This window comes from Pelomonas lactea, from assembly GCF_043555885.1.
Taxonomy (GTDB): Bacteria; Pseudomonadota; Gammaproteobacteria; order Burkholderiales; family Burkholderiaceae_C; genus Pelomonas; species Pelomonas lactea.
Genome location: NZ_JBIGHX010000001.1, coordinates 62,013 through 82,078 on the forward strand (window position 1 = coordinate 62,013; position 20,066 = coordinate 82,078).

16 protein-coding genes and 1 riboswitch are annotated in these 20,066 nt (G+C 72.2%); of the genes, 10 read left to right on the forward strand and 6 right to left on the reverse strand.

Translation table 11 applies throughout. The features are described from left to right. Window positions 1–24 precede the first annotated feature (24 nt). Window positions 25–4,122, reverse strand: a complete 4,098-nt coding sequence (locus ACG04Q_RS00260) for an LAGLIDADG family homing endonuclease (protein ID WP_394508778.1) — start codon at window positions 4,120–4,122, stop codon at window positions 25–27. 88 nt (window positions 4,123–4,210) lie between these two features. Next, the gene (locus ACG04Q_RS00265; protein ID WP_394508779.1) at window positions 4,211–4,777 is read right to left on the reverse strand and encodes a DUF1134 domain-containing protein; all 567 of its coding nucleotides are present in this window, start codon (window positions 4,775–4,777) and stop codon (window positions 4,211–4,213) included. Between the two features lie 101 nt (window positions 4,778–4,878). Here ACG04Q_RS00265 and ACG04Q_RS00270 point away from each other — a divergent pair, with 101 nt between their 5' ends. The 9 genes from ACG04Q_RS00270 to ACG04Q_RS00310 all read left to right on the forward strand — a co-directional run bounded on the left by ACG04Q_RS00270 (window position 4,879) and on the right by ACG04Q_RS00310 (window position 14,078). Beyond that, window positions 4,879–5,313, forward strand: a complete 435-nt coding sequence (locus tag ACG04Q_RS00270) for a hypothetical protein (RefSeq protein WP_394508780.1) — start codon at window positions 4,879–4,881, stop codon at window positions 5,311–5,313. Beyond that, window positions 5,291–5,728, forward strand: coding sequence for a PilZ domain-containing protein (locus tag ACG04Q_RS00275; RefSeq protein WP_394508781.1), 438 nt, complete (start codon window positions 5,291–5,293; stop codon window positions 5,726–5,728). The genes ACG04Q_RS00270 and ACG04Q_RS00275 overlap by 23 nt, the downstream gene beginning before the upstream one ends. A gap of 55 nt (window positions 5,729–5,783) precedes the next feature. Next, window positions 5,784–6,881 (forward strand): sensor histidine kinase, encoded by a 1,098-nt coding sequence (locus ACG04Q_RS00280; protein WP_394508782.1) that lies wholly within the window; start codon window positions 5,784–5,786, stop codon window positions 6,879–6,881. A gap of 166 nt (window positions 6,882–7,047) precedes the next feature. Continuing rightward, window positions 7,048–8,091, forward strand: coding sequence for a sensor histidine kinase (locus ACG04Q_RS00285; protein ID WP_394508783.1), 1,044 nt, complete (start codon window positions 7,048–7,050; stop codon window positions 8,089–8,091). After that, entirely contained in the window at window positions 8,088–8,858 is a 771-nt protein-coding gene (locus ACG04Q_RS00290; RefSeq protein ID WP_394508784.1) for a LytR/AlgR family response regulator transcription factor, read from the forward strand. Before ACG04Q_RS00285 ends, ACG04Q_RS00290 begins: the two co-directional genes overlap by 4 nt. A gap of 77 nt (window positions 8,859–8,935) precedes the next feature. Then, entirely contained in the window at window positions 8,936–10,021 is a 1,086-nt protein-coding gene (locus tag ACG04Q_RS00295; protein WP_394508785.1) for an alpha/beta hydrolase, read from the forward strand. After that, window positions 10,018–11,124 carry a cupin-like domain-containing protein gene (locus tag ACG04Q_RS00300; protein WP_394508786.1) on the forward strand — a complete coding sequence of 369 codons (1,107 nt, stop codon included), beginning with the start codon at window positions 10,018–10,020 and terminating at the stop codon, window positions 11,122–11,124. The genes ACG04Q_RS00295 and ACG04Q_RS00300 overlap by 4 nt, the downstream gene beginning before the upstream one ends. Before the next feature lie 80 nt (window positions 11,125–11,204). Next, window positions 11,205–11,792, forward strand: a complete 588-nt coding sequence (locus tag ACG04Q_RS00305; protein ID WP_394508787.1) for an NAD(P)H-dependent oxidoreductase — start codon at window positions 11,205–11,207, stop codon at window positions 11,790–11,792. Between the two features lie 81 nt (window positions 11,793–11,873). Beyond that, window positions 11,874–14,078: a molybdopterin-dependent oxidoreductase gene (locus ACG04Q_RS00310; RefSeq protein WP_394508788.1), complete on the forward strand. Its 2,205-nt coding sequence runs from the start codon at window positions 11,874–11,876 to the stop codon at window positions 14,076–14,078. Here the strand turns inward: ACG04Q_RS00310 and ACG04Q_RS00315 are convergent. Further along, window positions 14,065–14,829 (reverse strand): LytR/AlgR family response regulator transcription factor, encoded by a 765-nt coding sequence (locus ACG04Q_RS00315; RefSeq protein WP_394508789.1) that lies wholly within the window; start codon window positions 14,827–14,829, stop codon window positions 14,065–14,067. The two genes, ACG04Q_RS00310 and ACG04Q_RS00315, sit on opposite strands and share 14 nt — an antisense overlap. Continuing rightward, window positions 14,826–15,968, reverse strand: coding sequence for a sensor histidine kinase (locus ACG04Q_RS00320; RefSeq protein WP_394508790.1), 1,143 nt, complete (start codon window positions 15,966–15,968; stop codon window positions 14,826–14,828). The genes ACG04Q_RS00315 and ACG04Q_RS00320 overlap by 4 nt, the downstream gene beginning before the upstream one ends. Before the next feature lie 169 nt (window positions 15,969–16,137). Then, a riboswitch (cyclic di-GMP riboswitch) is annotated at window positions 16,138–16,224 on the forward strand. A 49-nt stretch (window positions 16,225–16,273) separates the two neighbouring features. Between ACG04Q_RS00320 and ACG04Q_RS00325 the strand changes: the two genes are divergently transcribed. Further along, window positions 16,274–18,055, forward strand: coding sequence for a S53 family peptidase (locus ACG04Q_RS00325; RefSeq protein ID WP_394508791.1), 1,782 nt, complete (start codon window positions 16,274–16,276; stop codon window positions 18,053–18,055). On the opposite strand, the gene ACG04Q_RS00330 is transcribed toward ACG04Q_RS00325, so the two are convergent. Both ACG04Q_RS00330 and ACG04Q_RS00335 read right to left on the reverse strand, forming a co-directional pair. Further along, window positions 18,042–19,343, reverse strand: a complete 1,302-nt coding sequence (locus ACG04Q_RS00330) for an ATP-binding protein (protein ID WP_394508792.1) — start codon at window positions 19,341–19,343, stop codon at window positions 18,042–18,044. The two genes, ACG04Q_RS00325 and ACG04Q_RS00330, sit on opposite strands and share 14 nt — an antisense overlap. Next, window positions 19,340–20,050, reverse strand: coding sequence for a response regulator (locus ACG04Q_RS00335; protein WP_394508793.1), 711 nt, complete (start codon window positions 20,048–20,050; stop codon window positions 19,340–19,342). The genes ACG04Q_RS00330 and ACG04Q_RS00335 overlap by 4 nt, the downstream gene beginning before the upstream one ends. Between the last annotated feature and the right edge of the window lie 16 nt (window positions 20,051–20,066).

A 20,066-nucleotide genomic window follows, 5' to 3' on the forward strand; every position in this document is an offset into this window, starting at 1 on the left:
CCTGCGGCATGAGGGCTGGGGCCCTCAGCCGCACTGCCCCACGTAGCCACAGGCGGTGCAGAAGTCGCAGCCGTCCTTGTGGATCATCGTGGCGTTGCCGCACTCCGGGCAGGGCTTGCCGGCCTGCACCTGCAGCGTGCCGGCTGCCGCCGCGAGCTTGGGCTCCGGGGCCTGCAGCAGGCCCATGTCGGCCAGCGGCTGGCCCATCTCGTCCAGGATGCCCAGCATCGCGTAGCGGTGGATGACCAGCCGCGCCACGTAGGCCACCGTGGACGGCCACACCTGCTGGCGCCGCTCGCCATTGAGTGACGGCACCGGGGCCATGAAGTGGCCCAGCGGCTCGCCGACGTTGAGCAGCTTGCGCAGCTTCATCGCGATCCAGCCCGGGTCCATGACGCGCATGTCCAGGCTCAGCAGCCGCGCCAGACCGTCCAGCGCCTTGGGGTAGTTGCCCGAGAAGCCCATCGCGCAGGGCCGCATGACGCTGCCGCCGTCCGGCGTGGGCAGCACCACCTCCTTCAGCGTCAGCGTGAACTGCTCGTTGGTGGCCGGGTTGTCCACGTCCACCGCCCAGGCCAGCGTGCCGGACGTGCCGGTGCGCGGCTCGTTGCGGCTGAACATCGCGTCCACGACGGGCGTGGGGCCGCCCTCCGCCAGCGCGCCCAGCTGCTCGCAGCGCCAGCGGATGACGGCCGCCGTCGCGGCGACGACGCCGGGGAACAGCCGCTTCTCGCCGCTGGGCGGCATGGGCATCTCGAAGGCACGCTCTTCGGCCACCGTGGCCAGCGCGTCGAGCTTGAGGCGCAGCCAGGCGGCGTCGTTGGTGCGCAGGTCGGTGGACAGCGTCTTGGCCAGTGCGGCCAGGCCGCGCGGCTGCTCGGCGCCATTGACCCAGACCTCGAACGGCAGGTTGCGGCCGAACAGGCCGCCATCGGGGCCGTCCAGCGGCAGCTCGCCGATGAACAGCGCGAAATCGCCGTGCGGATGCTGGATCAGGTAGCTCCAGGCCGGGTTGCCGCCGGGCATGTCGGGCCGGCTGGGCCAGCGCAGCGACGCGACGACGGCCTGCGGCAGGCGGTCCACCTTCAGGCGCTGGTTGGCGCCCTCCACGTCGGCGCGCAGCGGCTCCGGCTGCTTGACCTCCGGCGTCACGCTGAGCACCGAGCCCAGCACGCTGTTGGGCCGGTAGGTCGCCAGCCCCTTCAACTTGCTCTGCCAGGCCTGCACGTACAGGTCCTGGAAGTCTTCGTAGGGGTAGTCGGCCGGCACATTGACCGTCTTGCTGATGGACGTGTCGATGTACGGCGCCACGGCCGCGACCATCGCAGCGTGATCCGCCGCACTCAATTCGAGTGCGGTGACGAAGGCATCGGACAGCGGCGCATCGGCGCCGAACAGGTGGCGGTACAGGCGCCAGGCGTGGTCCTCGACCTGGTACTCCTTGAAGCCGCCGCCCTCGGCCTGCGACAGGCGCTTCTTGCGCGTGTATGCCCACGAGAACGCCGGCTCGATGCCGTTGCTCGCATTGTCGGCAAAGGCCAGGCTGATGGTGCCGGTGGGCGCGATGGACAGCAGGTGGGAGTTGCGCAGGCCCTGGGCGCGGATCTTGTCCTTCAGCGCCTGCGGCAAGCGGGATGCGAAGCTGCCGCCGGACAGATACAGGTCGGCGTTGAACAGCGGGAAGCTGCCGCGCTCGGCAGCCAGGTCGCTGCTGGCGGCATAGGCCGCGTCGCGCATGATCTCGCTGATGCGGCTGGCCATGTCGCGCGCGGCGGGCGTGTCGTAGCGCAGGTTCAGCATGACGAGCGCGTCGCCCAGCCCGGTGAAGCCCAGCCCCACGCGGCGCTTGTTGGCGGCCTCCTGCGCCTGCGCGGACAGCGGCCAGGGCGTCACGTCCAGCACGTTGTCCAGCATGCGCGTGGCCACCGCCACGACCTCGGCGAAACCGGCCTCGTCGAACACCGGCTTCGCACTGAACGGGTCGCGCACGAAGCGGGTCAGGTCGATGGAGCCGAGGCAGCAGCAGCCGTAGGGGGGCAGCGGCTGCTCGGCGCAGTTGTGGACATACAGACCGTTGGCGTCAAACGCATGGACGTGCTCGACAGTGACGTCGTAGACCGCCTCGACGCCATCGGGCGTGATGGCCTCGACCGTGGCCGTGAAGCGCTCGCGGTTCAGTTCGCGGCGGTAGGCGCTCAGCAATTCGTCCAGGCGCGATTGCTTGGCGCTGTCTTCGAAGCCGACCTGATCTGCATAGCGGCGCAGGTTGTCGCCGCTGATCACCAGCTCATGCACGGCACGGCGCTCGTAGTCGCGCTCGCCGCCCTGGCCGTCGGGCAGACGCTGCAGGCCGGCGGGATGGCGGTCTTGATAGATCGTGGACGCGATGCCCAGCCGCGCCAGCATGCGCTGTGCGGCTTGCAGCTGCATCAGGTCGGCCTGCGTCAGTCGCACGCTGACGCCCTTGTCCTGCGAGCCCTGCACCGAGCCATCGGCGTCGAACAGCCCGCGCAGCAGACCCCGGTGGAAGCCCGACGACGTGGCCTCCATGGCCGGCGTGATGCGCTTGTTGCCGGGCGTGGCGCCCAGAGCGCCGGCCAGGTCGCGCAGGCCCGTGGAGGCCAGGCGGAACTCACCCCGGCCGGCGATGGGCCGTTGCCAGCCCTGGAAGTCGGCACGGGAGACGACAGCCGCCCGCATCGCCGTCTCGGCGGCACGCATGACGCTGTCCACGCTGGCGGGCCGGTGGCCCACATCGCTGCCCACGGCCTTCAGCTCGGGCGCCCAGACGGACAGCACGGCCTTGTCGGCCTTGAGCGTGCCATCGCCGATCAGCAGCCCCAGCAGATAGCCCTCGGCCTCGCTGCGCGGGCCTTCCCAGCCGTCCAGCGCGCGGTGGTCGTGCAGCATCAGCTCGTCGCCCGGCTTCACGTCGGCAGCCGGCACCCATTCGGCTTCGACGAGGTAGCGCGTCTTGCGCGTCACGCGGCGCACCGGGTGGTCGCCGGTCAGGCGCAACGCGTGCCCCTCGCGGGTGCTCAGGCGCACCACGGGCTTCACGCCGGTGGCGAAGAAGCCGGCCGACTCGGTCGCGTAGGCCTTGCCGTCGACGATGGCATGGAAGGGGCGGCCAATCAGCTCGCCCACCTGGCGCGGGCCGTCGGCGGTCATCGTCCAGGTGTCGGCCGTCACGCACGGGTTGGTCGCCGCGATGGTCTCGCAGTAGTGCAGGTTGTTGTCGGCATTGATGCGGTCCAGGAACAGCACGCCCGGCTCGGCGTGGTCGTAGGTGGAGCGCATGACCTGGTCCCACAGCTCGCGGGCGCGCACCTTGCGGTAGACCCACTGGCCGTCGCCGCGCTGGTAGGCACCGGCCTCGATCTGCTCGGCGCTGGGCTGAGCCTTGTGCGCCAGCTCTACCAGGCCGTCGGCCTGCACGGCCTGCATGAAGGCATCGGTCACGCCGATGGAGATGTTGAAGTTGCGCAGGTCACCCTGGTCCTTGGCGTGGATGAAGGCTTCGATGTCGGGATGGTCGCAGCGCAGCACGCCCATCTGCGCACCGCGGCGGCTGCCGGCGCTTTCCACCGTCTCGCAGCTGCGGTCGAACACGCGCATGTAGCTGATCGGGCCGGACGCGTGGCTGCGCGTGGAGCCCACCCAGGCCCCCGCCGGGCGGATGCGGCTGAAGTCGTAGCCCACGCCGCCGCCGCGGCGCATGGTCTCGGCGGCTTCGGTCAGCGCGGTGTAGATGCCCGGCACGCCGTCCTCGGCCGTCGCGATGGAGTCGCCCACCGGCTGCACGAAGCAATTGATGAGGGTCGCCGACAGCTCGGTGCCGGCGGCGGACATGATGCGCCCGGCCGGCACGAAGCCGCGCTGCTGCGCCTCCAGGAACGCCGCCGCCCAGCGCGCGCGGTCGGCCGGCTTCTCGGCCGCGGCCAGCGCACGGGCCACGCGCTCGCGCAGCTCGTCGGGCGTCTGCTCGCCGCCCTTGGCGTACTTCTCGATGAGGACTTCGCTGGAGATGTCCTGCACGGGCAGGTCGGTGGTGCTGCTGCTCACGGTGGGCCTCGAATACTGGATGGATTTACAGTCTACGCCGCGATGCCGGCCCTGCATGGCCGACCTTGTTGCGGGAGGGGGCGAGGTTGACAGCCCGCCCGGCGCCGCGCCTTGACCGGCCGCAGAACCCGGCGTGTTCGCGCCGTCAGAACGGGTTGATGCTCTTCTCGCGCCGGTAGTGGATGTAGCCCACGCTGGCGCCGGCGCGCAACCCCACGCCCAGCCGGATGGGTGCCAGTGTGATGCCCTTGAGCCGCTGGTAGTTGATGCCCGCGCCGCCGATGTAGTAGAGGCTGCCGTCCACGCCGGGGAAGCGCTGGTAGATGTCGGCGGCCTTGGGCAGGTGATAGACCAGCGTGAACACCTTGGACGCGTTGGCACCCAGGTCGAAGCCGATGGACGGGCCGGCCCAGAACACCTTGCCGCCGCCACCGCCCTTCATCAGCAGATCGCCCTCGCCGTAGCGCAGGCCCACGGTGATGGCCGCGCCGGCCTCTTGGCCCTTGATGTAGGCGTTGGGGCGGCCCTGCTCCTTGAACGCCTTCTCGATGACCTTGGCCAGCCCCTCGGTGGTCTGGCCGAAGAAGTCCGTGGCTGCCTTCAGGATGGAGTCCTCGTCGTAGGTGCCGTCCTTGTCGTCGGCGGCTCCGGCGGGCAGCGCCGCCGTGGCGGCCAGGGCGGCCAGGTGTTGCAGGTGCAGGCGGCGGTACATCGTGGGTCTCCTCGGAACATTCCCCAAGCGGTCCAGCATAAACAAGGGCACGTGAAGTTTGGCCGCTCGTTGCGGCTTGACACGACCTAGACTCCCCGACCATGTCGTCCAACCCCGACCTGCAGCGGCTGTCGGCCGCCCTCGAATACGTGGATCTGGCGGCCGGGCTGTACCTGGCCGGCGGCGCCGACCAGGCCGCGCGGCTGCTGGCCGCCGCGGCCGAGCAGCAGTTGGGCGACCTCGTGCGCCTCATCGACGCCCCCAGCGCCAGCGTGGACACCCGCGAGCTGCTCGCCCGCATTGCGCTGGCGCACCGGCCCGCCGTGGTCGCACCGCGCCAGGCGCCGGCCCGCGGCTGGAACGAGGAGCCCACGCAGACCGACGCCACCCGCGAGGAGATCGTGGCCTATCTGCGCGCCGCCTGGTTCATGCTGGAGGCCATGGGGCTGGCGTCGCTGGCGCCGGAGCGGCTGCAGCAGGCCGTGGAGCACAGCACCGTCTTCGCCGGAGCTGGTGCTCTGGAACCGTTCGTCTAGCATCCTCAGCCTGCCCCGCCAACGGGAGACCATCATCAGCACCGAACGCCGCCAATTCGCCCGTGTCGCCTTTGCCGCCGGCGCCGAGTTGATCACCACGCAGGCCTTGCTGCGCTGCCAGGTCATCGACATCTCACTCAAGGGCGTGCTGCTGCAGCTGCCCGACGGTCCGCCACCGCAGGCCGGCATGCCTTGTCTGGTCAAGCTGCCTCTGGGCGACGAACGCGCCGATGTCCACATCGCCATGGCCGGCGAGCTGGCCCATGTGGAGGGCGGCCACGCCGGCGTGCTGTGCCGCAGCATCGATCTGGAGTCCATCACCCACCTGCGCCGCCTCATCGAGGTGAACCTGGGCGACCCGGCCGCGTCGGAGCGCGAACTCAAGGCGCTGATTGCCGCGGCCAGCGCGGCCTGACCCGGTTCCGTCGCATCGCGCCCCGCCCGCCGGCGGGCCCCGCAGAATGGGCGCCATGGAGGATCTGAGCCCGCTGCAAGCGTTTCGCCGCATCTGCAACCTGCGCATGCTGGCGGCCGTCTACTACTTCTGCCTGCTGTACGCCTTCTCGCGCTCGCTGAGCTGGTTCGGCGAGGAAGGCGGCGCCTCGCTGGCCGACGCGCTGTTCGAGCTGGTGCGCTTCAGCCGCCAGTGCCTGCTGACCGGGCTGTCGCTGCTGCTGGCGGTGGGCCTGGCCGAGGCGCTGCTGGCGCGCCGGCGCTGGCCGCTGCCGGCCCAGCTGGCGGTGCAGGCGCTGGCCGTGGGCGGCGGCGCCGCGGTAGGCACCTGGCTGCGCTACGCGGTGTCGGCGATGGAGAAGGCCATGCCGTTCAAGCTCGGCTGGGCACTGTCGACGATGGCCGTCTGGATGCTGCTGGGCGGCCTGGCCTATGCGCTGCTGCTGATCAGCCGCCAGCAGCGCGAGGGCCGCGACCGGCTGGCCCGGCTGTTCCGCGAGCGCGAGGCGCTGAAGACGCAGCAGACCGAGGCGCAGCTGTCCGCACTGAACGCGCAGATCGAGCCGCACTTCCTGTTCAACACGCTGGCCAACGTCAAGCGTCTGTACGAAACCCAGCCCGAGCGCGGCCGCAACATGCTGGTTGCGCTGATCGCCTACCTGCGCGCCGCGCTGCCGGGCATGCGCCGGCACGAGTCCACGCTGGCCGACGAGCTGGAGCTGGTGCGCCACTACCTGGCCATCCTGCAGATGCGCATGGGCGAGCGGCTGTCGTTCGACATCGCCGCGCCGCCCGAGCTGCTGTCGGCCCACCTGCCCACGCTGGTGCTGCCCACGCTGGTGGAGAACGCGATCAAGCACGGCCTGTCGCCGCTGCCCGAGGGCGGCCGCATCGAGATCAGCGCGCACCACGCCGGCAACGGCGGCGTGAGCATCGAAGTGAAGGACAACGGCCAGGGCTTCGGTGCGGCCAGCGGCGGCGCGGGCGTGGGCCTGGCCAACACGCGGGCGCGGCTGGCGGCACGCTTCGGCGACGCGGCGTCGCTGGAGCTGGAGGCCGTGCTGCCGCGCGGTGTCGTGGCGCGCGTGCGGCTGCCGGCGGAGGCGCTGGCATGACAGGGTGCCCCTCGCCCGGCCTTGCCACGCTGGACGCGGGCAAGTCCAGTCGGTCCCCCGAGGGGACGGCGATGCTTGCCGGCTCGACCGGCCAGCACATCGCCAAACGGGCCGGCTTGGGGCGGCCCGGCGCTCGGCCCGGAAATCCTCTGCTGGAGCCCACGACGTGATCCGGCATGTGCTGCATTCCTGGCGCTCCGTGCGCCGCGGCGAGGTGCTGGTGTTCATCGCCGCCGCGCTGCTGTTCGGCGCGCTGGACCTGACGTCGCTGGTGGAGGTGGACGTCGGCGACCACCTGGTGCCGGTGCTCGTGCGCCACCTCAGCCTGCCGCTGGTGAGCTGCGCCGTGCTGCTGCTGTGCTGGCTGCCGGCCGCGCGCAGCAGCCCCATCCACCCGGCGCGCCGCGCCCGCCTCGTGGCGGCCACGCTGCTGGGCTCGGGGCTCATCATCGGCGTTGTCTACCCGCTGGCCGAGCTGGTGCCGGGCACGTCCATCTGCCAGCTCTACGCCGCCAAGCACGGCAAGCCCGACTGCAACGCCTTCCGCCTCACGGCGCTCATCGGCGACACGCTGTGGGTCTCCATGCCGGCGCTGATGCTGGTGGGCATGCTGGAGTTCCGCGCGCTGCGCCGCCGCCAGGACCAGGCCGCGCAGGACCTGCTGCGCGAGCACAGCCAGCTGCGCCGCCATGCGCTGGGCGCGCGGCTGGCCGCGCTGCAGGCGCAGGTGGACCCGGCGCTGCTGTTCGACGCGCTGGTGTCCGTGGAGCGCGCCTACGACCGCCACGACCCGAGCGCCAGCGCGCGGCTGGAGCGGCTCATCCGCCACCTGCGCGTGGCACTGCCGCGGCTGCGCGAGGCCGGCGCCACACTGGGCGGCGAGGCCGAGCTGATCGCCAGCTACCTGGACCTGCTGCGCGACCTGGGTGGCCAGCCGCCCGCGTTCGAGGCCGAGCTGGGCTCGCGCGGCGCCACGTCGCTGCCGCCCATGCTGCTGCTGCCGCTGGTGCAGCGCGCGATCCGGCTGGGCGCCGCCGGGCGCTGCTGGCTGGCCGCCGACGGCACCCGCATCACGCTGGGCTTCGACGAGGAAGGCCTGTGCCACGAGGATGAAGAGCTGGCGTCGCTGCGCGAACGCCTGGCCGTGCTGGATGCGCGGCTGACCTGCACCAGCGGCGCCGGCCGCACCGAATTCGAACTGCAACCATGAACCTGACCGCCCCCACCGCCGTCGTGGCCGAGGACGAGGCCGCGCTGCGCGGCGAACTGGTCGAGCAGCTGGAGCGGCTGTGGCCCGAGCTGAGCATCGTCGGCGAGGCCGCCGACGGCCTGGAGGCGCTGCGGCTGCTGGACCAGCACCGCCCCGACATCCTGTTCCTGGATATCGAGATGCCCGGCGCCACCGGGCTGGACGTGGCCCGCCAGGTCAGCGGCCGCAGCCACGTCGTGTTCGTGACCGCCTACGACCAGTACGCCGTCGCCGCGTTCGACCAGGGCGCCGTGGACTACCTGCTCAAGCCGCTGGCCGCCGCTCGGCTGTTCACGGCCATCTCGCGGCTGAAGGCCCGGCTGGGCCAGGGCCAGCCGCCGGCGCCGCTGGGCGGCGTGCTGGAGCAGCTCAGCGCACGGCCGGTGCCCTCGGCCGCGCGCGCGCCGCTGCGCTGGATCAACGCGTCGGTAGGCCAGACGCTGCGCCTCATCACGGTGGACGAGGTGATGTTCTTCCAGAGCGACAACAAGTACACGCGGCTGGCGCTGAAGGACGGCGAGGCGCTGATCCGCAAGCCGCTGAAGGAGCTGATCGACGAGCTGGACCCGCAGCAGTTCTGGCAGATCCACCGCTCGACGCTGGTGAACGTGAACGCGGTGGCGAGCGTGAGCCGCGACTTCCGCGGGCGCATGCAGATCAAGCTGAAGCACGGCAGCGAAACGCTGCTGGTGGCGGAGAGTTGTGCGCATCTGTTTCGGCAGATGTGAGGCTTGGTGGGTTGGGGTTGGTTTTGAGCAGCTCGCTCCGAAAAAGCAACCCACAACAACAGCGCATCATCACCCCCATGAGCAAAGCGCACCCCCTCCTCGGCGCCAGCCGCCTGGCCATCGATGCCGTCACCGGCGTCACCGACCTCGTCGAGGCCATGCACGCTGAGATCTCGCGGCTGCCGCTGACGGCGTCGCGTGAGCGAACCACCGGCATCACCGGCCTGGTCTACCGCAGCGTGCGCGGCGTGACGCGCCTGGTGGGCGGCGGGCTGGACCTGGCGCTCGGCGCGCTGGCACCGCTGCTCGACCAGGCAGACACGCAACACGCCAGCGCCGCGCAAGCCGCCCTGAACGGCGTGCTGGGCGACTACCTCGAAGCCACCGCCAACCCGCTCGCCACGCCCATGGCGCTGCACCCGCTCGTCGACGACGCGAGCGGCCCCGCGCTGGTGTTCCTGCACGGCTTGGGCATGAACGAGGCGCAGTGGCGGCGCGACGGCGCCGACTTCCCCGCCGCCCTCGCCGCGCTGGGCTACCGGCCGCTGGGCCTGCGCTACAACACCGGCCGCAACATCTGGCGCAACGGCGCCGAACTCGCCCGGCTGCTGGACACCGTGCCCGGCCTCATCACGCTGCTGGGCCACAGCATGGGCGGCCTGGTCGCCCGCAGCGCCATCGCGCAGGCCCGCGGCCGCCGCTGGCCACAGCGGCTGCAGGCGCTCGTCACGCTGGGCACGCCGCACCTGGGCGCACCGCTGGAACGCGGCGGGCAGCAGGTGCAGCAGTTGCTGGCCGTCAGCGCCTACTCGCGCCCGCTCGCCGCGCTGGCAGCGCGCCGCAGCGCCGGCATCCGCGACCTGCGCCATGCCAGCCTGCTCGAAGCCGATGCCGACGCCGGCAAGGCCAGCCGCCTGCCGCTGCCCGCTGGCGTGCGCTGTTGCGCCATCGCGGCCACCACGGCGAAGCGGCCCACCGGCGCGCCCGCGCGCTGGCTGGGTGACGGCCTGGTGCCCGTGGCCAGCGCGCTGGGGCAGCACCGCGAGGCCGCACGCCGGCTGGCGTTCACCGACACCGCCGTCTTCACCGGCCTGGGCCACCTGGCGCTGCAGACCGACGCGGCGGTGCTGCAGCAACTCAGGGACTGGCTGAAGCCGGCATGAGCTTCATGCCCGTGTCGCGCACTGCGGCTAACGTCCGCACCATGCCGCTCGCACCGCTGAAGCCCCCGCCCCGCCCACGCCCCGCCGCGCTGCTGGACCTGCCACCTGACTGGCTAGGCTGGGTGGCCGACAACCGGCTGTGGAACTGCTCGCCCGAGTCCATGCTGGAGACGATGACGGCCTCCGGGCTGAACCCGTCCACCTGCAGCGCCGCCATCGAGCAGATCGAGCAGGACCCGGTGTTCCAGGCCGCCCGCCGCCACCAGCAGCTGCTGCGCAAGCTCGAGTCCGTCGTCGGCAACCTGCAGCAGCTGTGGCAGGGTGACCCTGGCTACGGCGTCATCGAGAAGCGCCGCGGCGTGTCGCGCGACGAGTTCATCGCCCGCTACGTGCGCGGCTGCCGGCCGGTCGTGCTGACCGACATCGCCGAGGACTGGCCCGCGATGGGCCGCTGGTCGCCGGCGGACCTGCGCGAGCGCTTCGGCCACCTGGACGTGGACGTGCAGGTGGGCCGCAACACCGACACGCTGTTCGAGCAGCACAAGAAGAAGCTACGCCAGCGCATGAAGGTGGCCGCGTTCGTGGACCTCGTCGTCGGCGGTGGTGCCACCAACGACCACTACCTGACGGCCAACGACGAGATGATGCGCCGACCCGAGTTCCTGCCGCTGCTGCAGGACATCGGCCGCATGCCGCCCATCTGCGACCCGGCGCTGCTGCACACGGCGGCGTCGTTCTGGTTCGGCCCGGCCGGCACGCGCACGCCGCTGCACCACGACACGCTGATGCTGTTCCACACCCAGGTCGTCGGCCGCAAGCGCTGGCGCTTCGTGTCGCCGCTGCAGACGCCGCTGCTCTATAACCGCATGGGCGTGTACAGCCCCATCGACCTGGACGCGCCGGACTTCCACCGCTACCCGCTGCTGCGCGACGCGCAGGTGCTGGAGGTGGTGCTGGAGCCGGGCGACACGCTGTTCCTGCCGCTGGGCTGGTGGCACCAGGTCAGCTCGCTGGAACTGAGCATGTCGTTCTCGTACACCAACTTCGCGGCCGACGTGCCCAACCAGTTCAGCTACGTGAACCCCAGCATCGGCAACTGGTAGCGGGCCGCGCGCCGGCTTGACGGGCGTCAAGGCGCGGGCCGGCCGACGGCGGGACGATGGCTTCGCTCAAGGAGGCTCCCATGACCCGCCGCATCGTGCTGATCCAGGCCCACCCGGACGCCGATGGCGGCCACTTGTGCCACGCGCTGGCGCGCGCCTATGCCGACGGCGCGCGCGAGGCCGGCCACGAGGTGCGCGTCATCGACATCGCCCAGCTCGACTTCCCGCTGCTGCGCTCGCAGAAGGACTGGCTGGAGGGCGAGGTGCCCGCGTCGCTCAAGCCGGCGCAGGACGACATCCGCTGGGCCCAGCACCTGGTGTTCTTTTTCCCGCTGTGGCTGGGCGACATGCCGGCGCTGCTGAAGGGCTTTCTGGAGCAGATCGCGCGGCGCGGCTTCGCGTTTGAGCCGGTCGAGGGCAACCCGCTGGGCCGCAAGCTGCTGACCGGCCGCTCGGCCCGCGTCGTCGTCACGATGGGCATGCCGGCGCTGGTCTACCGCTGGATCTTCCGCGCGCATTCGCTGCGCTCGCTGGAGCGCAACATCCTCGGCTTCGTTGGCATCGGCCCCATCCACGAGACGCTGGTGGGCGGCGTGGACGGCCTGGGCGATGCCGGCGTGGCGCGCTGGCTGGACGAGATGGCCGAGCTGGGCTTGCGCGGCGAGTAGCCGTCGCCTGCGCGACGGCCGCGGGGCGGGCGCCACGGCTAAGCTGGCCGGTTCGAGAAGAACCACGCCAGGAGACCCACCATGCCCGACAGCCACTACCGCATCTGCCCCTTGTGCGAGGCCTGCTGCGGGCTGGAGGTGAAGACCGCCGGCGCCAAGGTCATCGCCATCCGCGGCGCCGAGAAGGATGTGTTCAGCCACGGTTACCTGTGCCCCAAGGGCGTCAGCCTGAAGGACCTGCATGAAGACCCCGACCGGCTGCGCACGCCGCTGATCAAGCGCGACGGCGTCTTCGTCGAGGCGACGTGGGACGAGGCCTTCGCCGAGATCGAGCGCCGGCTGCTGCCGCTGCGCGAGCGGCACGGCGCCGACGCGGTAGCGCTGACCATCGGCAACCCGGCCGCGCACAAGGTCAGCCTGCTGGCCTACACGCCGCGGCTCGTGAAGTCGCTGGCCACGCGCAACGTGATGAGCGCCTCCACGCTGGACCAGATGCCCAAGCAGCTCAGCAGCGCGCTGATGTTCGGCCACTGGCTGTCCATCCCGCTGCCGGACATCGAGCGCTGCGACGTCCTGCTCATCCTGGGCGGCAACCCCATGGTCAGCAACGGCAGCCTGTGGACCGTGCCCGACTACCGCGGCAAGGCCAAGGCGATGCGCGCTCGCGGCGGGCGCATCGTCGTCGTCGACCCGCGCCGCAGCGAGACGGCCGCAGCCGCCGACGAGCACCTGCCCATCCGCCCCGGCGCCGACGCGCTGCTGCTGGCCGGCATCGCCCACACGCTGTTCGACGAAGGGCTGGTGAACCTGGGCCGGCTGGCCGAGCACGTCAACGGGCTGGACGACGCGCGCGCCGCCGTGCAGCCCTTCGCCCCCGAGGTGACGGCCGCCGGCTGCGGCATCCCGGCCGAGACGCAGCGCCGCCTCGCCCGCGAGCTGGCCGAAGCAAAGCGCGCCGCCGTCTATGGCCGCATCGGCACCTGCACGACGCGCTTCGGCACGGTGAACTCGTGGCTGGTGGACCTCATCAACGTGCTGACCGGCCACCTCGACCGCGAGGGCGGCGCGATGTTTGCGAAGGCCGCCGCGTTCGCGCCCAACACGCAGGGCCAGCCCGGCCGCGGCAAGGGCGTGACGACGGGCCGGCGCAAGAGCCGCGTGTCCGGCGCGCCGGAAATCTACGGCGAGCTGCCCATCACCGTGCTCGCGGAAGAGATCGAGACCCCCGGCGACGGCCAGGTCAAGGCGCTCATCACCATCGCCAGCAACCCGGTGCTGTCGGCCCCCGGCGGCCCGCGCCTGGCGAAGGCGCTGGAAGGGCTGGACTTCATGCTCAGCCTGGACATCTACGTCAACGAGACGACGCGCCATGCCGACGTGATCCTGCCGGGCCTGTCGCCGCTGGAAGACCTGCACTTCGACGTCGCCTTCCCGCAGCTCAGCCACCGCAACCACGCGCGCTTCTCCGGCCCGGTGTTCGACGCCGCACCCGGCACGCCGCAGGAGTGGCAGACCATCCTGAAGTTGTGCGCGCTGCTGGAAGGCCGCGGCCTGGGCGTGGATGTTCAGCAGCTGGACGACGAGGCCATCGCGTCCGACGTGCGCCGCTTTGCCGGCGACCAGACGCCTGCCATCCTGGCCGCGCTGGACCCGTGGCGCGGCCCCGAGCGCCTCATCGACCTGCAGCTGCGCGTGGGCCCGTACGGCGACCAGTTCGGCCGCCAGCCCGACGGCCTGACCCTGAAGAAGGTGAAGGCCGCCAGCACGGTGGACGGCGGCGGCGTGGACCTCGGTGCGCTCACGCCGCGCATCCCGGAAGTGCTGCGCACGCCCAGCGGCAAGATCGAACTGGCGCCGCCCAGCATCCTGGCCGACCTGGCTCAAGTCAAAGCCGAACCCGCGCCCGAATTCAGCCTCATCGGCCGCCGCGACACGCGCTCAGGCAACAGCTGGATGCACAACCTGCCCATCCTGGCCAAGGGCCCGGAGCGCTGCACGCTGCTCGTGAACCCCGGCGACGCCGACCGACTGGGTCTGGCCGAGTTCGCGCGGGTGAAGAGCGCCGTCGGCGAACTGATTGCCCGCGTCGAGCGCAGCGCCGACATGAGCCCCGGCGTGGTGAGCCTGCCGCACGGCTGGGGGCACGACCTGGCCGGCGTGCAGCTGGGCGTGGCCCGCGAGCGGCCCGGCGTCAACATGAACGCGCTGCTGGACGACGCCGCACGCGACCCGCTCAGCGGCAACGCCGTGCTGAGCGGCGTTGCCGTGGAGATCACTGCCCCTTGAACAGGCCCTGGAAGGGGCGCGACACGGTCAGCACATCGGCCGAGCCGCGCAGCCGCAGCACCATGCCGCCGTCGTCGTCGCGCACGGCGCTGGCGATCTGCGCGGCGGCCACGACCGTGGACCGGTGCACCTGCTGGAAGCGCGCCGGGTCCAGCTGCGCGATGAGGTCCTTCAGCGGCGTGCGCAGCAGCGCGTCGCGCTGCTGGCCGGCCTCCAGGTAGACAACGCGGGTGTAGCGCGCGTCGGACTCGAAGTAGACGACGTCGTCGACGCGGATCAGCCGCACCTCCTTGCCCACGCCGGCCTGCAGCGTGTCAGGCCAGGCCGGGCGGCGCTGCTGCGCGGCCAGCTGCTCCAGCAGCTGCTGCAGCGCACCGGCCGCCGGCGCGGGCCGCTGCAGGCGCTCGCGCAGCCGTGCCACGGTCTGCGCCAGCCGGGCCGGGTCCAGCGGCTTGACGAGGTAGTCCACCGCGCCGGCGTCGAAGGCCTGCAGCGCATGGTCGCCGTAGGCCGTGACGAACACCACCGCGCTGCGGCCCGCGATGCGCCGCGCCACGTCGATTCCCGACAGCCCTGGCATGCGAATGTCCAGGAAGCACACGTCGGGCTCGTGGGCCAGCCATTGGTCCCACGCGTCGGCGCCGTGTGTGGCCTGGGCCACGATCTGCGCGTCGGGCCAGGCCTGGGCCAGCGCGTCGGCCAGCTGCTCGCGGGGCGCGGGTTCGTCGTCGGCGATGAGGATGCGTGTCATGGGGAAACGAGTATCTCGGCGCGCGTGCCACCGTCGGCGCGGCGCTGCAGCGTGAAGCGCGCGCGGTCGCCGAAATGGTGGTGCAGCCGCTGGCGGAGGTTGGCCAGCCCCACGGCGTCCTGAGCCTCGTCGGTCAGGCCGAGACCGTCGTCGTCCACGCGGATCCGCCAGTAGCCTGGCGACTCCGGCGCTATGTCAACCGAGACCCGGCCGCCCCCGATCTTGGGCTCCAGGCCGTGCTCGACGGCGTTCTCCACCAGCGTCAGCAGCAGCCCAGGCGGCAGCGGCTCAGCGGCCAGCGCCGAGTCGACGGTGACTTCGCCCAGCACCCGGTTCTCCAGCCGGGCGCTGAGGATGGCCAGGTAGTGGCGCACGGCCTGCGCCTCTTCTTCCAGCGCTATGGTGGTGCGCCCGAGCAATTCGGTGCTGCGCCGCAGGAAGCCCGTGAGTTCGCGCAAGAGCGGGCCGGCACGCTCGTCGCGGCGGTCCACCCAGTGCTGCAGCGTGGCCAGCGTATTGAAGACAAAGTGAGGATGGATCTGCGCGTGCAGCAGCCGCAGGTCAGCCTCGGCGGCGGCGCGGGCGGCAGCATCACGCTCCGCCACCAGTTGCAGCCGAGCGAGTTGCTGATCGCGCGCCAAGCGGCCCGCGCGGGCGACGACGCTCACCACCAGCGCGGCCCCGACCACCACCGGCGCAAAGCCGTACAGCGCCGGTTTCAGCCGGCCTTGCCAGTCAAGCAGGCCGTCAACGCCATGCCGCAACAACCAGCCCACCATCACTCCCAGCGCCACGCCGCCGCCCGACTGCCAGAGCAGCCGGCTCAAGGTGACCTTGGGCGCCATCGCTGCTGCGGCCAGCACGATGGTGACGGCCACGCACCCGAGCGCAGCCAGGAGCAAGGCTGCGCCCCAGCCGGCGCCGCGACCCAGCAACCAGGTCACGGCCCCCGCGTAGACCAGCCACCACCCCACCCAGACGCCGGCCCCCCGGCGGGAGTAGAGGTAGATGTCGACCAGCTCGACCCGCTCTCGCAGGGCAGCGTCCTGCCGGCCGAGGCGCTCGTAGTAAGGCAGCGCCCAGCGGTAGTAGGCGCGCTGGAAGCGGTTGCCGTGGGCGAGGGGGTTGGGGGTGTCCATGGCCGGCACTCTAGGGGCGCTGCCGGCACGGCGGCGGCCACAGCGGGCGAAACGCCGTCGCACCCGCACGAAGCGCGTCGCGGCGCGCACGAGACGCGTCAGATGTCACGCCCGCGCGCGACGGCGGTGAACACGGCGGCCGGTCGCCGCCCTAGACTCCAATCGTTTTCAACCCTGAGGGCAAACCCGTCGAAAGGCGGGGACGCAAAGCTTCCGGCCTAACGCACTGCGGTGCCATGGCAGCGGGGCCGCCAAGACCGCCGGGTCTTGTCGGGCGTGGCCCTCGCCTGCACGAGATTCCGGCCATGCGCAGTTCCCCCGTCTCCTGGACCCTCAGCCTGCTGGCCTGTGCCGCCCTGACCGCCTGCGGCGGCGGTGCCGGCAACGACGCGCCCACCACCCAGACGCTGGCGGCGGACGCGCCGACGGCCTTCACGCTCAACGTGGCACTGGACGAGGCCTTGCCCGCCAGCGACGTCGAGGCCCTGCCCCAGTTCCACACCGCCGCCGTGCAGCTGGACGAACCGGTGGACGGCGCCGAGCCGCACCGTGCCGAGGCGGCAGCCGGCGTGGGCACGCGCGGCCTGACGCTGGCCGGGCTGGACGACGCGCTGCGCCCCCGCGCCCTGGCCGCCGGCACCGGCGAAGCCGCGCCGATGGCCACGACGACGACGGTCACCACCTACACGCCCGCGCAGATCCGCGCCGCCTACGGGCTGCCGGCGCTGGCCGGCGCCACGGCCGCACAGCTGGGCGCGGGCCAGACGATCTACATCGTCAACGCCAAGCACGACCCCAACATCGCCGCCGAGCTGGCCGCGTTCAACACCAAGTTCGGCCTGCCCGGCTGCACCACGCGCACGCTGGCCGCGAACGCCGCGCTGCCGCTGGCGGCGGCGTCAAAGACGAGTTGCGAGCTGGTCGTCGCCTACAGCTCGGGTGCCAACCTGACGGCCACCGCGCCGGCCTACGACAGCGGCTGGGCCACCGAGATCGCGCTGGACGTGCAGTGGGCCCATGCCACCGCGCCGCTGGCCCGGCTGGTGCTCATCGAGGCGCCGGACGCCGGCGTCGCCAGCCTGTCCAACGCCGTCGCGCTGGCCAACAAGATGGGGCCCGGCGTCGTCTCCATGAGCTTCGGTGCCGCCGAGGGCGTCTGGACGACGGCCTACGACGGCGTCTTCAACACCGCCGGCATGAGCTACCTGGCCGCCACCGGCGACAACGGTGCGGCGGTGTCGTGGCCGTCGGCGTCCAGCCGCGTGCTGGCCGTGGGCGGCACCACGCTGGCGTACAGCGGCAGCGGCGCGCGCAGCGAAACCACCTGGAGCGGCACCGGCGGCGGCACCAGCGCCTATGTGGCGCTGCCCAGCTACCAGAGCGGCAGCATCGCCGGCTACGCGCGCCGCGCGGTGGCCGACGTGGCCTTCAACGCCAACCCCAACTCGGGTCAGTACGTGGCCGTCATCTCGCCCGGCACGAGCGCGGTGCGCTGGATCAGCGCCGGCGGCACCAGCCTGTCCACGCCGCAATGGGCCGGCCTGCTGGCCGTGGCCAACGCACAGCGCGCCGCATCGGGCAAGGCGGCGCTGGGCCAGCCGCACGCGGCGCTCTACCAGCAGGTGGGCGCCGTGCCCACCGCCTATGCCGCCGCGTTCAAGGACGTGTCCACCGGCGCCAACGGCAGCTGCACCACCTGCACGGCCAAGGTCGGCTACGACACGCCCACCGGCTGGGGCACGCCCAACGCCACGGCGCTGTGGGCCAGCCTGGGCAACGCCGCCGCCGGCACGACCAGCACCACGGCCACCGCCAGCACGGCGCCCAAGCTCACCACCACCAGCCTCAGCGGCGTGGCCGGCAAGGCGCTGAGCGCCGGCATCGGCTACAGCGCGCCGGGCGCCACGTCGCTGGCCATCACCATCAGCGGCTCGCCCAGCGGCATGGCCTTCTCGGCCAGCAGCAGCGGCATCGCCGTCAGCTGGCCCAAGCCGGTGGCGGGCACCGTCAACCTGTCCATCACGCTGAAGGACAACCTGGGCCAAACCAGCACCGGCACCGTGGCCGTGAAGATCAGCGCCAGCTGACGCGCGCCACCAGCCCGCCGCCGTCGCGCGGCAGCAGCTGCAGCTCGGCCCCCTCGGCGCGCGCGATGCGCTCGACGATGGCCAGCCCCAGGCCCGAGCCCGGCACGCCACCCCGCGCGGCGTCGCCGCGCTGGAACGGCCGCTTGAGCGCCTCCACCCGTGCCGGCGCGATGCCAGGGCCACGGTCGCGCACCTCGATCCACGCCGCCCCCGCCATCTCGCCGCAGGCCAGCTCAAGGGGCGGCGCGCCATGCGTCTGCGCGTTGACGACCAGGTTCAGCACCAGGCGCCGCAGCGCCTGCGGCCGCGCCCGGCGGTGCACGGCCGGGCCGGGCGCCAGCGTGGGCTGCGGCAGGCCAGGCGCCAGCGCCAGCGTCTCGGCCAGAAATTCGCGCAGCTCGATGTCCACGGCCGGCAGGTCCTGCTCGGCCGGGTGCGACGCGCGCGCATAGTCCAGGAACTGCGTCAGCATGCCGTCCAGCCCGTGCAGGCTGCGGTCCAGCGTGTCCAGCAGCTCACGGTCGGCCTGGCCGGCCGGCATCGAATCGCGCAGCAGCTCGCTGGCCAGCCGGATCTTGGCCAGCGGCGTGCGCAGGTCGTGCGACAGGCCGGCCAGCATCAGCAGCCGCTCCTCCTCGTCGCGGGCCAGCGCGGCGGCCATGTCGTTGAAGCCGCGCGCCAGCGCCGCCGTCTCGGCAGGCCCGTCGGTGGGCAGCGCGAGCCGGCGCTGGCCTTCGCCGACGGCGCGCGTGGCGTCCACCAGCCGCGCCAGCGGCCGGTTGATGCGGCGCTGGATCAGCCACGCGCCCATCAGCGCCAGTGCGCCGCTGACGGCGCTGGCAATGATCCAGGTGCGCGCGAAACGGTGCGCCGGCTGCACGGACGGCACCACCAGCCAGAACGGCACGTCGGGCAGCTTCACGGCCAGCAGCCCGCTGGGCTCGCGGCGCCAGGCCAGCTCCGACGCCTGCAACCCCAGCTGCCCCGCCAGCTCGGCCAGGAAGCCGCGCTCCAGCAGCGTCGGCCGCGCACGGCGCTTCTCGTCCGGCCCCACCGCGGCGCGCGCGTTGAAGCGGGCGACGAAGCCGGCCCGCTGCTCCTGCGGCAGCAGGCTCAGGCCCTCGGCCACCGCCTGCAGGCCGCGCGCCGTGGCCTCGGCCGACTGCTTGAGCCGCGGCCGCGCGATGAACTGCCCGTAGGCCAGCGCATTGACGACCTGGCCCAGCACGATGAGCGCGACGATAAGCCACAGGTTGCGGCCGAACAGGGTGGACAGGCCCCAGGTCATCGCGCGTCGGGCTCGGGAATGAAGACGTAGCCGAGGCCCCACACCGTCTGGATGTGGCGCGGCGTGCCGGGGTCGGTCTCGACGAGGCGGCGCAGCCGCATGATCTGCACGTCCAGGCTGCGGTCGCTGACGCCATGGTCATCGCCGTGCGCCAGCGTCAGCAGCTTCTCGCGGCCCAGCGGCCGGTTGGGCTGGCTGGCCAACGCGCGCAGCAGCTGGAACTCGACGGTGCTGATCTCGACCCCCACGCCGTCGCGCTCCAGCCGGCGCTGGCTGGGGTAGAGCGTGAAGGGCCCGAAGTTCACCGCCGCCTCTCCGGCCGGGCCCAGGTGCGCGCCCAGCTGCTGCTGGCGGCGCACCATGGCCTGGAGGCGGGCCAGCAGCTCGCGCGGTGCGAACGGCTTGGTGAGGTAGTCGTCGGCGCCCATCTCCAGGCCCAGCACGCGGTCCACGAGGTCGCCGCGCGCGGTCAGCATCAGGATGGGAATGGTCTCGCCCTGCGCGCGCAGGCGCCGGCACAGCGACAGGCCGTCCTCGCCGGGCATCATCAGGTCCAGCACCAGCACGTCGAACCGCTCGCGCGCCAGCAGCTGCGCGGCCGCACCGGTATCGGGCACGGCGCGCACGCTGAGGCCATGCTCGGTCAGGTAGCGCTGCAGCAGGCCGCGCAGTTCGGCTTCGTCGTCGGCGATGAGGATACGGGTCATGCGGCGATGTTAGGGA

What these genes read in the sequence shown, in the direction of transcription:
- ACG04Q_RS00260 (WP_394508778.1), bottom strand. Translation starts at nt 4,122, where the DNA reads ATGCAGGGCCGGCATCGCGGCGTAGACTGTAAATCCATCCAGTATTCG.
- ACG04Q_RS00265 (WP_394508779.1), bottom strand. Translation starts at nt 4,777, where the DNA reads ATGTACCGCCGCCTGCACCTGCAACACCTGGCCGCCCTGGCCGCCACG.
- ACG04Q_RS00270 (WP_394508780.1), top strand. Translation starts at nt 4,879, where the DNA reads ATGTCGTCCAACCCCGACCTGCAGCGGCTGTCGGCCGCCCTCGAATAC.
- ACG04Q_RS00280 (WP_394508782.1), top strand. Translation starts at nt 5,784, where the DNA reads ATGGAGGATCTGAGCCCGCTGCAAGCGTTTCGCCGCATCTGCAACCTG.
- ACG04Q_RS00290 (WP_394508784.1), top strand. Translation starts at nt 8,088, where the DNA reads ATGAACCTGACCGCCCCCACCGCCGTCGTGGCCGAGGACGAGGCCGCG.
- ACG04Q_RS00295 (WP_394508785.1), top strand. Translation starts at nt 8,936, where the DNA reads ATGAGCAAAGCGCACCCCCTCCTCGGCGCCAGCCGCCTGGCCATCGAT.
- ACG04Q_RS00300 (WP_394508786.1), top strand. Translation starts at nt 10,018, where the DNA reads ATGAGCTTCATGCCCGTGTCGCGCACTGCGGCTAACGTCCGCACCATG.
- ACG04Q_RS00305 (WP_394508787.1), top strand. Translation starts at nt 11,205, where the DNA reads ATGACCCGCCGCATCGTGCTGATCCAGGCCCACCCGGACGCCGATGGC.
- ACG04Q_RS00310 (WP_394508788.1), top strand. Translation starts at nt 11,874, where the DNA reads ATGCCCGACAGCCACTACCGCATCTGCCCCTTGTGCGAGGCCTGCTGC.
- ACG04Q_RS00315 (WP_394508789.1), bottom strand. Translation starts at nt 14,829, where the DNA reads ATGACACGCATCCTCATCGCCGACGACGAACCCGCGCCCCGCGAGCAG.
- ACG04Q_RS00320 (WP_394508790.1), bottom strand. Translation starts at nt 15,968, where the DNA reads ATGGACACCCCCAACCCCCTCGCCCACGGCAACCGCTTCCAGCGCGCC.
- ACG04Q_RS00325 (WP_394508791.1), top strand. Translation starts at nt 16,274, where the DNA reads ATGCGCAGTTCCCCCGTCTCCTGGACCCTCAGCCTGCTGGCCTGTGCC.
- ACG04Q_RS00330 (WP_394508792.1), bottom strand. Translation starts at nt 19,343, where the DNA reads ATGACCTGGGGCCTGTCCACCCTGTTCGGCCGCAACCTGTGGCTTATC.
- ACG04Q_RS00335 (WP_394508793.1), bottom strand. Translation starts at nt 20,050, where the DNA reads ATGACCCGTATCCTCATCGCCGACGACGAAGCCGAACTGCGCGGCCTG.